The following is a 13,637-nucleotide window of genomic DNA, read 5'->3' as shown; positions in this document are numbered from 1 at the left end:
TTTATATCCTCATCACTTTTCTTATACAGAAACTCCATATTCTCTAAGGGCATCATTTAGTGAAGTTTTCTTATCGGTTGAGGCTTTACGCTGCCCGATGATAAGGGCACAAGGCACTTGGTAATCGCCAGCAGGGAAGTGCTTGGTGTAACTACCAGGGATAACTACCGAACGTTCGGGCACATAGCCTTTCAGTTCTTTAGGTTCACTACCCGTTACATCAATGATTTTAGTAGAGGCTGTAAGCACTACATTAGCACCAAGTACCGCTTCTTTGCCTACGCGCACTCCTTCTACCAAGATACAACGCGACCCGATGAAAGCTCCGTCTTCTACTATCACGGGAGCTGCTTGCAAGGGTTCTAATACACCTCCTACACCTACACCACCACTGAGGTGCACGTGCTTGCCTATTTGAGCGCAACTACCCACAGTAGCCCACGTATCTACCATTGTACCTTCATCTACATACGCCCCTATATTCACATAGCTGGGCATCAGTATAGCGCCTTTGGCAATAAAAGCGCCACGACGTGCTACAGCAGGTGGTACTACGCGCACTCCTTTCTCATCGTAGTTGTGTTTGAGCGGAATCTTATCGTGAAACTCAAAGATACCCACCTCTACGGGTTTCATATTTTGGATAGGGAAGTAAAGCACAACAGCTTTTTTCACCCATTCGTTTACTTTCCAGCCATCGGCAGTAGGCTCTGCTACTCGCAATTTACCTAAATCTAAGAGGTGAATCACCTCTCTAATAGTTTGCTGTACGATTTCCTCACGAAGCAATGAGCGATTCTCCCACGCCTCATCTATCATTTGTTTTAAGTGTTCCATTTATCTAATTATCAATTGTTAATTGCTTTTATCGCTTTTTCAAGTGTTTCAATTTTCGTCAAAGCATCAGCTTCTTTTTTGCGCTCATTATCTACTACTTGGGCAGGTGCTGAATTTACAAACTTCTCATTAGAAAGTTTCTTGCGTACTGAGGCTAAAAAGCCTTGTGTATAGGTGAGTTCCTCTTGTAGTTTTTTGAGTTCCTCTTCTACATTCACTGCCCCTTCCATTGGGATAAAGTATTCATTAGCTTTTACGCGGAAAGACATTGCGCCTTCTATGGCTGTACTTACTTCGGTAATAGCCTCAAGCCCGCCCATTTTGCTAAGTACCACATCAAAACGATTGCTCATTTGCTCTTTGTTTAATACTGAAAGGCTAAGCGGTGTTTTGAAAGGTATATTCTTCTCTTTGCGCACCGTGCGGATACCTGCTATCACTTCGGCAGCAAAGTCGAATTCTGCCAATAGTTTTTCGTCGTACGGCTGTACAGTGGGGTAAGTAGCCACGATAAGAGCTTGTTCAGCGGTACGAGGAGCTAAACTTTGCCATATTTCCTCGGTGAGGAAAGGCATAAAGGGGTGAAGGAGTTTTAATAAGTTCTCAAAAGCGGCTACCACGCCCTCGTAAGTTGCTTTGTCCATCGGTTTGCCGTATTCGGGTTTTACCATTTCCAAAAGCCACGCACAGAAGTCGTCCCAGGCGAGTTTATAAATTGCCATTAGGGCATCGGAGATACGATATTTCTCAAAATGGTCTTCTACTTCGGTGAGTACTGCGTTGAACTTCGCTTCAAACCATTGCAAAGCGATCTGAGCGGCTGCAGGTTGTGCTACCGAGCTATCCACTTGCCATCCTTTTACCAATTGGAAGGCATTCCACAATTTGTTGCCAAATCCTTTTCCTTGCTGGCAAAGGGCTTCGTCAAACAGCAAGTCATTACCTGCTGCCGATGAAAGCAAGAGCCCCACGCGCACGCCATCAGCACCGTAATCGGCGATGAGTTTGAGTGCATCAGGAGAGTTACCTAAGGATTTAGACATCTTGCGGCGTTGTTTGTCACGTACCAATCCGGTGAGGTACACATTGCTAAACGGACGCTCGCCTTTGTATTCATAACCTGCTACTATCATTCGGGTTACCCAGAAGAAAAGGATATCAGGTCCTGTTACCAAATCGTTGGTTGGGTAATAATACTCAATTTCACGATTATTAGGCTCTAAAATACCGTTGAAAACACTCATTGGCCATAACCAAGACGAGAACCAAGTATCGAGGGCGTCTTCATCTTGTCGCAAATCGGCTTCAGTAAGATGTGCATTGCTACTCTTTTCTTTAGCCAACACAAGCGCTTCTGCCTTAGTTTCAGCTACTACAAATTGGTCTTTGCCCTCGCCGTAGTAGTAAGCAGGAATTTGTTGTCCCCACCACAATTGGCGTGAGATATTCCAATCGCGTACGTTCTCTACCCAATGGCGATAAGTATTTTCGAACTTTTTAGGGTATAACTTGATGCTTTCGTCTTCCAATACCGCCTTGATAGCGGGTTGGATAAGAGTGTCCATTTTTAGGAACCACTGGTCGGAAAGGCGGGGTTCTATCACGGCTTTGGTACGCTCGGATGTCCCCACTTTGTTAGTATAGGTCTCTTTTTTAGCGAGTAAGTTTTTTTCTTCTAATTCGGCTACTATCTCTTTGCGCACTACAAAGCGGTCTTTGCCAGCATAGTGCAAGCCGTAGTGATTAAGGGTTGCATCATCATTAAAGATATCAATGACTTCTAACTGATGTTTGTCGCCCAAAACCTTGTCGTTAGGGTCGTGGGCAGGGGTTACTTTCAGGCAACCTGTACCAAATTCTACATCTACGTACTCATCTTCAATAATCGGAATCACGCGGTTGCAGATAGGCACAATCGCTTTTTTGCCTTTCAGGTGCTGCCAACGTTCATCGTTAGGGTTGATGCAGATAGCCGTATCGCCAAAAATCGTTTCAGGGCGGGTAGTAGCAATCACGAGGTACTCATTCGTCCCCTCGATTTGATATTTCAGATGATATAAAAATCCTTGACGTTCTTCATAAATCACTTCCTCGTCAGAAAGGGTGGTTTTAGCCTCTGGATCCCAGTTCACCATACGGTGACCGCGGTATATTTGTCCTTTGTTGTACAAATCCACAAACACTTTGATAACCGAAGCCGAAAGCTCCTCGTCCATTGTAAATTTAGTGCGTTCCCAGTCGCAAGAGCAACCTAATTTTTTGAGTTGTTCGAGAATCACCCCACCGTATTGGTGTGTCCATTCCCACGCGTGTACAAGGAACTCCTCGCGAGTGAGGTCGGATTTCTTAATGCCTTGTTCTTTGAGTTTTGCCACCACTTTGGCTTCTGTTGCAATAGAAGCGTGGTCAGTACCTGGTATCCAGCAAGCGTTGAAGCCTTTGAGGCGTGCACGACGAATAAGTACATCTTGAATCGTGTTGTTGAGCATATGCCCCATATGGAGCACTCCTGTAACGTTAGGAGGCGGAATCACAATGGTATAGGGGGTACGCTCATCGGGGGTTGAGTGAAAATAGTTGTGGGCAAGCCAATAGGCATACCATTTTTCTTCTAAATCAGTAGGGTTGTATTTTTTGGGTTCTGTCATATGTGCTAATTTGCCAATTTCTATTCTGACTGCAAAAGTAGTAAAAAAATACCAATTACCAATTTTTAAACTACTTTTGCTCTGTCTTACTTTCTTTTTACTACTGTCTTACTTTGGTTTGTTTAACTCTTTTTAACAATTCACTTTTAGCTTTTAATCATTAATAATCAACTCTTTGTATACCCTTTCTATACCAATCGTCCAACATTCGTATAAGCTTCCTATAAGCTTTCTATAAGCTAAGTATACTCTCCTACTACCTTCGACTATCTCCGATATTCTCCGAATCCGTACGATTTTTTACTATATACTCAGAAAACTACAATTTTCGCATTTCTGGTATTATTGGCATTATTGGCATTTTGGGTATTAAAAAATTATCCCTATTTTTGCACCTTAATCAGCAGTTCGAAGAGTCGGCAAAATGAAAAAACTCTTACTTCTTACTTTTTACCTCCTGCTCACCTCTTGCGGTATTTTCTACAAGAAAATCACTCCGCCTGAGGTAACCTATCCGTACCAGAAACCTCAAATTACTGCACTAAATGATACGTTGCGGTATTTTCAGGATAACTATATTGTAAAAAATCAACAAGGCTTGTGGGAGCTCTACCTTTCAGGAAATCCGTATCAGTTAGGGCTCAATTCAGGTGCACTTACTGAGCCTTTGTATCACCGTCAGGACAGTCTGCTCTTTGTCAAACTCAATCAGTTTGTGCCTTCACAGCGCAAACAGCGTTTTTTGCGCAAGTTCGTCAAGTGGTTCAATCGAGATATCAATAATTGTGTGATACCTCCCTTCCGGCAAGAACTCTGGGGACAAGCGCAGTACTCCGATACGATTTTTAACTACATAGCCCCTGCTTATCAGCGCACCCTTTACCTGCATTCGGCTCACGATTTAGGGCACGCTTTGCAAGATTTGATGCTCGTAGGCTGTTCTTCATTAGCGGTTTGGGGCGATAAAACCGAAGATGGTCAGCTCCTCATAGGGCGCAATTTCGATTTTTATCTCTCCGATGACTTTGCTACTGAAAAAGTAGTGCGATTTGTGCGTCCTGAGGAAGGCATTCCTTTTATGAGTTACGCTTGGGGCGGAATGATAGGTGTGCTCTCGGGTATGAATCTCGAGGGTCTTACGGTTACTATCAATGCAGGAAAGTCATCTATTCCGCTGAAAGCTCGCACCCCTATTTCGCTCCTCTGCCGTGAAATCTTGCAGTACGCCAAAAATATCGATGAGGCGATTGCCATTGCTAAAAAGCGAAAGGTATTCGTGTCCGAAGCTATAATGGTGGGGAGTGCTACCGACGGCAAAGCAGTAATCATCGAGGTATCACCCAAAAAGTTTGGAGTGTACGAAGCTCCTAATGCAGTGCTTTGCACCAATCATTTCCAAAGTGAAGTGTACAAGAAAGATAAGAAGAATCTCAAACAGATACGTACTTCGCATTCAGCGTATAGATATGCCAAAATGCAGGAGTTCCTAACAGAAGAACCTAAGCTGAACCCCTCTAAAATAGCTACACTCCTCCGCAGTACCGAAGGCTTACACGCCGATTCCATAGGCTATGGCAATGAGAAAGCGCTCAACCAGCTATTGGCACATCACGCAGTAATTTTTAAACCTCAAGAACGCTTGGTATGGGTATCGACAGCTCCTTATCAGTTGGGCACTTTTGTAGCCTATGATTTGAAGCAGATATTTGCTACCAAAGCTTACCCGTCGCACAGTCCTTATCCTCAAACTTCCTTAAATATTCCGCCCGACCCTTTTATGTACACCCAAGCGTTTAAGGATTACGAAGCGTATAGGGTATTAGAGCAACAGATAGAAACACATCTGCGCGAACATACCCCTATTGTAATAGATGAAGTAAAGCACATAACAAGTCTCAACCCGCATTATTGGAAAGCCTATTATTTATTAGGGCGAGCTTATCAAACACAAGGTAACAAAGAAACCGCACACCAACTCTTCCAAAAAGCCCTCCAATGCGAAATACCATATAGTGAAGAACGAAAAAAGATTCAAAAATTAGTCAATAAAAATTAGTAACTCGTATTAAACTTGCTTTTGCAGAAATCCAAAAAGAATTATCTTACTAATTAGCATCAGTCTGATATATATAACACTGATTTACGGTTGTATTTACGTTATAATCAGTGAAATTTAAGCAACTCGTTGCTAAAATCCGTGCACTTTTGTTCTATAATATTGAAATCAATCGGGGTCTAAATCCGCGCAATCCGTGTAATCTGTGCGAGATTTTAAAGTAGCGAAGCAACTTATTTGTTTGATTTTTTTTATGATTTGTAAGATTTCTGTAGCGTAAGCTACACTTTTAATTAGCATCAGTTTGATATATATATATAATACTGATTTACGGTTGTGTTTGCATTATAATCAGTGAAATTTAAGCAACTCGTTGCTAAAATCCGTGCACTTTTGTTCTATAATATTGAAATCAATCGGGGTCTAAATCCGTGCAATCCGTGTAATCTGTGCGAGACATTTAAAACAGCAAAGCTGTTTATTTGTTTGATTTTTTTTAAGATTTGTAGGATTTCTGTAGCGTAAGCTACACTTTTCTTACATCAAACTCACATCAATTAACCACTAATCATTAATCAGTCGCTTTCTCCATTGCTTCATCAAACAAAGGTTTATAGAATTCAGGCAGTTCTTTTTGGAATTTATTTTGGTAAACCCTTTGTAGTACCTCATAAGGTTGCAGGTCGTTTAAAGTAATTTCCTTTTGCAAAGTTTCCTTTGTAGTGTTTTGTTGCTGTTGGTAGCGCACATCTATACGCGCCAAGCGTACGTGTTTATGAGCGATAGCTTTCAGTATGCTGTTTTTGAGTTCAGGAGCAGGTTCGTTTAGTAATACTTTTACTTCTAAATAAGGAGCAGGAGTATGAGTAGTTCCCTTAGGTAAAGAAGCCAAAGCATTCAGCACTTCTTTAACCGGTAGTGGTTGTTCAGGCACGCTTAACATAGGAGTATGCAACGGAATAGGCACCGTTTTAATATCCTGTACACGTCCTTCTTCTAATGAAAAAGCCACTACTTGATGCTGATAATGCTTTTCTGAAAATGATAAGGGTATAGGGCTTCCCGAGTAGCGTATATGAGCTTTACCACCTAAGGCTTGAGCTTTGTGAATATGTCCCAAAGCAATGTATTGTAACGCGTTAGGAAAACTCGTAGGTTTGAAGCCTTCCATTCCCCCAATGATAGGACGCTCAGCCGTGTCCTCATCGCTGAGTTCTGCTCCCAAAGCGTGCAGATGTCCCATAGCAATCAGCGGTTTTCCTTTGGCAATAGCTAAAGCCTTTTCCGTAATTTCGCGGTAGAAAGCCTCCACCCCTTGAGTATAATCGGGGTTAGTAGTTTCATTTTTAGGAGTATCCCCTAAGCGGAGAAAAGGCACAGCAAGGCAGTAAGCTATTACTTCCCCTTTTTCGTAAAGCGGAATAATAAGACGTTTGTAATCTATCTCTCTCTGTTCATTTCTTTTCACATATCCCACCAAATGCACTTGTGTATCTTCTAAGAGTGGTTGGGGCATTTCAAGGCGTACAGGCGAATCGTGATTACCCGCAATAGCTATAATTTGCAGTTGAGGGAAACGCTCAGTTGCTTGATGAAGAAAATGATAAAACTGCTTTACCGATGCCACTGCAGGGTTAGCAGTATCAAACATATCACCACTGATAAGTAAAACATCAGTATGTTGTTCTTCAATAATTTGCAAAAGATTATCCAAGAAATATTGATGTTCGTTATAGCGGTCGTATTGGTAAAACGTTTGTCCTAAGTGCCAATCGGCAGTATGTAGCAAGTTCATTTTTCAGTTATTTATTTTCTCAAATGGCAAAAATAATGTATATTTGCCATATTTTTATATACTAATGGAAAATAATTATAAAATGGTAGCCAAAACTTTCTTTGGCTTTGAAGATATTTTAGCTGATGAATTGCGCAATTTAGGGGCTATGCACGTAACCAAAGGCGTTCGCAGTGTACAGTTTGAAGGCGATAAAGGCTTTATGTATAAGGCGAACCTCTGCTTGCGTACCGCTTTAAAAATACTGAAACCTATTGCTTCTTTTTATGTGCGTAACGAGAAAGAATATTACCAAAAACTCTATAACTTCAATTGGCAAACCTACCTAAGAGTAGACCAGACCTTCTCTGTTACAGCCACCTTACAAACCGAACTTTTTAATCACTCTCAATACGTGGCTTTAAAAGCCAAAGATGCCATTGCTGATGCTTTTCGCAATGCCACAGGGCGTCGTCCCAATGTAGATGTACTACACCCCGATTTGGAGATACATATTCATATTCAGCGCAACGAAGTAATTGTGTCACTCGATAGTTCAGGCAATTCACTGCATCAGCGCGGGTATCGTACAGCTACCAATATAGCTCCTATCAACGAGGTGCTCGCTGCTGGTATCCTATTACTCAGCGGTTGGCAGGGGCAGTGTGATTTCTTAGACCCTATGTGTGGTAGTGGTACTTTTTTGATAGAAGCAGCTATGATAGCTTGTAATATTCCAGCCAATGTACACCGAAAAGAGTTCGCTTTTGAACGTTGGAATGATTTTGATGAAGACCTCTTTAATCTTATCTTTGGCAGTTGTATTAAAAAAATACGAGAGTTTCACCACCAAATTATAGGATATGATAAAGCACCCTCAGCAGTAGCCAAAGCCAAAGATAACTTAAAAAACGCCGACCTATCTGAGTACATTCAAGTATTCCAAAAAGACTTTTTTGCTACTGAAAAAGAAGATAAACAGCAATCATTACATATGGTGTTCAATCCACCTTACAATGAGCGCCTACAAACCGATGTAGAACAGCTTTACTCATCGATAGGCAACACTCTTAAACATCATTATCCCAATACCGATGCGTGGTTTATCACTTCTAATTTAGAAGGTATAAAATATGTAGGATTGCGTCCTTCACGAAAAATAAAACTCTTTAATGGTAAATTAGAAAGCCGATTGTTACAATATAAGATGTACGAAGGAAGTAAGAAAGCTAAAAAACAAACCGAAGAGTAAACTTCTATTTTACAAATGGCATTACCATTAAATAGAAATTGAGGTATTGCCCTAATAAGATAAGGATAGCTGTTCCGAAAAGGAGCAGCTTTTTTTGTTTGGTTCGTGAGGATAGCAAGATGAGAAAAGGTAGCGCAAAACTGAGAATGAGCATTGCTACAATCGCCTCTCCATAGCCTTTGCTGAGAAGAGTTTGGTAATAAACAGTTTCTTCGGGAATATTGGCGTACCATATCAGCATATATTGTGAGAACCATAAGTACGCCCAAAAAATAGAGAAACCAAAGAGGTATTTGCCTAAATCAGAATAGTGCTCTGGCTTGCTAAATAAGGTAATGAGGGCAATACCTGAGAGCAGAAAACTGCTGAGCAATTGCCACGCAAAGAGGGTGCTGTGCCATTCGGGAGTGAGACTCAAAAACCAATCCCACGCCATCGGAGTTTCGGTAAGAAAGAAAAGGACTAAGAATAGCACGTGAAAAAACGATAAATCGCTTTTGCGGTATGTTATTCCCCCCTTGGGGGGGGTAAGGGGGAGGTTTAAATAGCGATACCCCACCCATACTGCCATATAGCCCACAGTACGCAACAGAAAATAAGGTTCGTGATGCATTATATACAGCACTCCCAACAAAACTAATAACACTAACCATAAAGGTGTTGTGATACGCTTCATTATAGGGTACAAACTCATAGCCCACTCAGCGTGCGTAACTTTGTTGATGGCATAGAATACCAATACCCCTACCAACGTAAGCGCAATAAACAACAGAATTGAATATGTTAAAAACAATATGCTCATACTTCTTACTTCTTACCTCTTATCTCTTAGCAGTTCAACGTACATTGTTACTTGCCAGCGTTCTTTCTCACTCAGCTGATTAGCAAAAGCGGGCATTGTATTGCGTCCGTAGTAGAGCACGTGATAAATACTGCCTTCGGTGAGTTCTCTGCTCTTGTAGTTGGGAACTCCTAAAATCTTCTCCCGTTGTACTAAAACTCCTTTGCCGTCACCTTTCTCACCGTGACAGAGCGCGCAATAGATGCCGTAAAGTTTTTTGCCATCGGTTAGGTTTTGAGTTTGTTGTAGGATATCAGTTGCTAAGGGGTTGTGCAATTGTGCTTTGGCTTGCTCATAACCCTCAATGGTATTAGGGTAGCGGTAGGGCAACTCACCTCTTTTTACAGTGTGCTCAGGAGGGGAGAGCGGTGCGACTTCATAAGTTTTATAAGCAGGACTCTCATACATATCAGGCATAAACTCAATGTTGCGCTCTTGTTTGTTCCTACAACCAACTACCAATAATATTAGCAATAAATACTTTATATAATTATTAAAATGTTTCATTTCTTACCTCTTACTTCTTATCTCTTACCTGAATTACAAATTTATCATCACTACTTTTCTTTATAGGATTTTCAGCTTTTTTGAACGGATATAACCTACTTCTGATAAAGAAACTAATCACCAATAGATGCGCTGCAAAATATACAACCAACTCGAATATTACGGGTACAAAAGAGGGGAGGTTTTGCCAGAAAGTGGCATTAGGCTTTCCGCCAATATCCATTGGCCAGTCTTTTATCATTGTGAAATAGGTGAGCCAACACCCGAAAAACAAGCCTATGAGTCCGTATAGAAAAGTGGCTTTACCTAAACGCGTGCGCTTGAGCCCTAAGGCTTCAGCTAAACCGTGTACATAAAAAGGCGTATATACTTCTTGAATTTCCTTGCCTTCTGATTTTAATTCTTTTATTTTGTCTAAAAGAGAATCAGGAGTGTCTAAAATTATCACTACTCCCTGACACCTGTCCCCTGACACCTGAGACCTAAGACCTGACACCTGAGACCTGCCTCCTTTCACCTCAGCTTGTGCAATCATTGGGAACCTCCTTGCATATAATAAGAACAACAAAAAGAATAATCCCAAAGTGCCTACAAATATCCCTATATCCACCCACGTAGGACTGAACATCGTCCACGACGACGGTAGATAACCGCGGTGTAGTGAGGTAACGATAATCACAAAGCGCTCGAACCACATCCCTACACATACCACCAAAGCAACACATACTGAAAAGGTAATACTACGGCGTAACTTTTTGAACCAAAGCAGTTGAGGGAGGACTATATTGCAAATAATCATCGTCCAGAATGCCCACGCATAATCACCTGTAGCACGATTTAAAAAGATATATTTTTCAAATTCTGAATGAGAACGCATTGCCATAAAAAACTCGGTGAGGTAAGCAACCGCTACAATACTACCTGCCACTAACATTACAGTGTTCATCAGCTCGATGTGTTTGAGGGTGATATAGGCTTCTAACTTACATACTTTGCGCAAGATAATCAGTAGCAAACTCACCATTGCAAAACCCGAAAAGATAGCTCCTGCTACAAAGTAGGGCGGGAAGATAGTAGTGTGCCAACCAGAGACTACCGAAGTAGCAAAATCAAAAGAGACAATAGTATGCACTGAAATGACTAACGGAGTGGCAATACCTGCCAAGAGCAGCATTGTTTCTTCCATACGTTGCCAATCTTTGGCGCGACCACTCCACCCGAAACTCAGCAAGCTGTAAATCTTCTTCTGAAAAGGCTTGAGAGCACGGTCGCGGAGCATCGCAAAATCAGGGAGTAAGCCCACCCACCAAAACACTAAGGATACCGAAAAGTAGGTAGCAATAGCAAAAACATCCCATAGCAAAGGCGAGTTGAAATTGTCCCACAACGAGCCGTATTGGTTAGGAATAGGCAAGTTGAAATGCAACAACCACGGTCTACCTAAATGCAGTATTGGGAAGATACTCGCTTGCAACACAGCGAAAATAGTCATCGCCTCAGCCGAGCGATTGATAGCCACCCGCCATTGTTGGCGAAAGAGCAACAATACCGCCGAGATGAGCGTTCCTGCGTGCCCGATACCTATCCACCACACAAAGTTGGTGATGTCCCACGCCCAGCCTACGCTTTTGTTGAGCCCCCACGCGCCTATGCCGTCGCGCAAGGTTACCCATATTGCCCATACCCCCCAGAGGGTCGCAAGAAAGGTAATGCCAAAGGCAATCCACCACGCGCGAGAAGCACGACCTTCGATAGGGCGCGCTATATCTTCACTGATGGTATGATAGGATTTATCGTTGAGTATCTGCATAAATAAGGTTTTTTACAGCGTCCTTGCCGTCGGGGGTTACGAACACACAAGTGAATTGCCATTTCACCAATCGCACTTCGGGGGTAGAGAAAGCACCCACGGGGAGCTTGAGTAACACTTTATTCCATCCCTTGTTGAGGGTAACTTGCAAAGGAGGACGCATTTGGAAATTTTCGTTAGTAAGAGGTATTTCGTTAGAGGGTTCTCTGTGAGCTGATTCCCATATAGGAGGAGAGAGTTCAGTATCGTTTAGCCAAATTTTGCTCTTCTTGTAATCCCATTTGCCTTGTGGCGGAGGAAGATCTTTTTCCGACCGACTGTAATCTTGAAAACTTACCCATAAACCAACCTGCTGTTCTTCGGGTGAATATACATAAGTGTACGCATAAGCAGTGTGGTTGGGCTGAGGGTTTTTATAAAAAGCAGGAACAAGCTCACCCCAAGTATGTCGCAAATAAATGCCAGCCCCTATGGCTTTATGGGTATGATAAGTTTTTCCTTCATAAGAGTAGCTTTCTTTTAAAGCTTTCTCAGGTGGAAAGGATTGAGCAAGGTTGCCATTGTTAGGGAAAGCATCGGTAATACGCCAAACTACGTTGGTTTGAGGTACGTAGGCAAAGGGTTCGGTTGTAAAATGATGGGTTTTATGCCAATACATACGTCTTTCAAAATCGGCAAACTGCTTGAATATGGGGTCGTTGGTATCTGTGGGAAGCATAGTGCTTTTGCCGTCGAAATATTCGCTACCTCCTCCTTTCCAAGAGCGCTCAGCTAAGGCGAGCATCGCAGGATAGAAATTGTTTTGGATGAGAATATTTCTCTCTCCTCTGATATAGCGGTCATTCCACAGCCCTATAATAGCTCCCGCGTGATCGTCGTCGCCTTGGGCTACATTTAAAATTCTGCTGTTGTAGAGGGCAACCAAATCGGCAAAAGCATCGAAATGATTGATGTAGTGAAATTTGCTATCGATAGCAGGGATGCCTTTTTGTGCTTTACCGCGATAACTCCACAATTGGGTCATATCTATTTCACCTGCTTTATATTGCCACCCAGGATTCCACGAAATCACCTTTTTGCCTTTATGGCGCAGGTAAGCTACCATTTCGGGTACAAATTGCGGGTTGCTAAAAACTACTTCATCAGTACCTATGTGAATATAAGGAACATCAAAATTTTCGACTACTTCATCCAATAGCTCTTTGAGAATTGCCATTCCTTTTTCCGATTGCATATCTACCCCAAAAGCCTTTTCAAAAGCACGACTGTGTCCAGGCATATCAATTTCGGGGATGAGCAATACATTGTGTTTTTTGCAGAAAGCAACTAACTCTTTGGCTTCTTGGAGGGTATAGTATTGGGCAGGCATACGCTCATAGCTAGACGGTGCATTGAGTTCAGGATAACGCAAACTCTGCAAACGCCACCCTTGGTTTTCGGTGAGATGCCAATGAAATACATTGATTTTATACTGCGAAAGTAGTGCTATTTCTCTTTTCAACTCCTCCAAACTCATAAAGGTGCGCCCCACATCTTGCATAAAACCGCGCACTCTAAAAGCAGGATAATCAATGATTTTGCACCCTTCGTAATAGGCTTTATTGCCTTTGGTAACCAAAAGTTGTTTTAGGGTTTGTTTTGCCCAATACACGCCTTTTCCACTGATCGCCCTGATGAGAATGCAATTTTTGGTAACTTCTAACATATATCCTTCTTCTTTATTGACGGGAATTTCAGGTAAATCGGCTACCATTTCTACAATAATAATCGGACGCGTTTCTGCCGATGCTACCTTGTAGCGTTGTCCATTAGCGATGACTTGTTGCGGTGCAGGCAATAAGTGGTCTATCCCTGCATACAGCACACAAGGACAAATACACCCAAAGTATATCAAAAATATGTAAAACTTCAT

Annotated in this window: 9 protein-coding genes; 2 read left to right on the top strand and 7 right to left on the bottom strand. The window is 42.1% G+C overall.

What is annotated here, in order from left to right:
* Positions 1–21 precede the first annotated feature (21 nt).
* Both HMPREF1321_RS10515 and HMPREF1321_RS10510 read right to left on the bottom strand, forming a co-directional pair.
* A complete protein-coding gene (locus HMPREF1321_RS10515; RefSeq protein ID WP_016479662.1) occupies positions 22–837 on the bottom strand; it encodes a 2,3,4,5-tetrahydropyridine-2,6-dicarboxylate N-succinyltransferase in 816 nt (271 codons plus the stop codon).
* Positions 838–848: 11 nt separating this feature from the next.
* A complete protein-coding gene (locus tag HMPREF1321_RS10510; protein WP_009422612.1) occupies positions 849–3,485 on the bottom strand; it encodes a valine--tRNA ligase in 2,637 nt (878 codons plus the stop codon).
* Positions 3,486–3,909: 424 nt separating this feature from the next.
* Between HMPREF1321_RS10510 and HMPREF1321_RS10505 the strand changes: the two genes are divergently transcribed.
* Positions 3,910–5,541 (top strand): acyl-CoA--6-aminopenicillanic acid acyl-transferase, encoded by a 1,632-nt coding sequence (locus tag HMPREF1321_RS10505; protein WP_009422587.1) that lies wholly within the window; start codon positions 3,910–3,912, stop codon positions 5,539–5,541.
* Between the two features lie 571 nt (positions 5,542–6,112).
* On the opposite strand, the gene HMPREF1321_RS10500 is transcribed toward HMPREF1321_RS10505, so the two are convergent.
* On the bottom strand, positions 6,113–7,336 hold the full coding sequence (locus HMPREF1321_RS10500) for an exonuclease SbcCD subunit D (RefSeq protein WP_034576057.1): 1,224 nt from the start codon (positions 7,334–7,336) through the stop codon (positions 6,113–6,115).
* 64 nt (positions 7,337–7,400) lie between these two features.
* Between HMPREF1321_RS10500 and HMPREF1321_RS10495 the strand changes: the two genes are divergently transcribed.
* Positions 7,401–8,567 carry a class I SAM-dependent RNA methyltransferase gene (locus HMPREF1321_RS10495; protein WP_034576055.1) on the top strand — a complete coding sequence of 389 codons (1,167 nt, stop codon included), beginning with the start codon at positions 7,401–7,403 and terminating at the stop codon, positions 8,565–8,567.
* Positions 8,568–8,571: 4 nt separating this feature from the next.
* Here HMPREF1321_RS10495 and HMPREF1321_RS10490 read toward each other — a convergent pair whose 3' ends face one another.
* From HMPREF1321_RS10490 to HMPREF1321_RS10475, 4 genes are read right to left on the bottom strand one after another with little or no spacing between them, the layout of a single operon-like run.
* Positions 8,572–9,369, bottom strand: coding sequence for a hypothetical protein (locus HMPREF1321_RS10490; RefSeq protein WP_034576052.1), 798 nt, complete (start codon positions 9,367–9,369; stop codon positions 8,572–8,574).
* Between the two features lie 12 nt (positions 9,370–9,381).
* The gene (locus HMPREF1321_RS10485) at positions 9,382–9,915 is read right to left on the bottom strand and encodes a c-type cytochrome (protein WP_009422607.1); all 534 of its coding nucleotides are present in this window, start codon (positions 9,913–9,915) and stop codon (positions 9,382–9,384) included.
* A 10-nt stretch (positions 9,916–9,925) separates the two neighbouring features.
* On the bottom strand, positions 9,926–11,725 hold the full coding sequence (locus tag HMPREF1321_RS10480; RefSeq protein ID WP_009422625.1) for a quinol:electron acceptor oxidoreductase subunit ActD: 1,800 nt from the start codon (positions 11,723–11,725) through the stop codon (positions 9,926–9,928).
* Positions 11,706–13,637 (bottom strand): family 20 glycosylhydrolase, encoded by a 1,932-nt coding sequence (locus HMPREF1321_RS10475; protein WP_009422579.1) that lies wholly within the window; start codon positions 13,635–13,637, stop codon positions 11,706–11,708. Before HMPREF1321_RS10475 ends, HMPREF1321_RS10480 begins: the two co-directional genes overlap by 20 nt.

Source organism: Capnocytophaga sp. oral taxon 412 str. F0487 (genome assembly GCF_000271925.1).
Lineage (GTDB): Bacteria > Bacteroidota > Bacteroidia > Flavobacteriales > Flavobacteriaceae > Capnocytophaga > Capnocytophaga ochracea.
This window is presented reverse-complemented; position numbering and strand designations above follow the sequence as displayed.

Coding starts and splice junctions, on each gene's coding strand:
- HMPREF1321_RS10475 (WP_009422579.1), bottom strand. CDS start 13,637: ATGAAGTTTTACATATTTTTGATATACTTTGGGTGTATTTGTCCTTGT.
- HMPREF1321_RS10490 (WP_034576052.1), bottom strand. CDS start 9,369: ATGAGCATATTGTTTTTAACATATTCAATTCTGTTGTTTATTGCGCTT.
- HMPREF1321_RS10495 (WP_034576055.1), top strand. CDS start 7,401: ATGGAAAATAATTATAAAATGGTAGCCAAAACTTTCTTTGGCTTTGAA.
- HMPREF1321_RS10480 (WP_009422625.1), bottom strand. CDS start 11,725: ATGCAGATACTCAACGATAAATCCTATCATACCATCAGTGAAGATATA.
- HMPREF1321_RS10515 (WP_016479662.1), bottom strand. CDS start 837: ATGGAACACTTAAAACAAATGATAGATGAGGCGTGGGAGAATCGCTCA.
- HMPREF1321_RS10510 (WP_009422612.1), bottom strand. CDS start 3,485: ATGACAGAACCCAAAAAATACAACCCTACTGATTTAGAAGAAAAATGG.
- HMPREF1321_RS10500 (WP_034576057.1), bottom strand. CDS start 7,336: ATGAACTTGCTACATACTGCCGATTGGCACTTAGGACAAACGTTTTAC.
- HMPREF1321_RS10505 (WP_009422587.1), top strand. CDS start 3,910: ATGAAAAAACTCTTACTTCTTACTTTTTACCTCCTGCTCACCTCTTGC.
- HMPREF1321_RS10485 (WP_009422607.1), bottom strand. CDS start 9,915: ATGAAACATTTTAATAATTATATAAAGTATTTATTGCTAATATTATTG.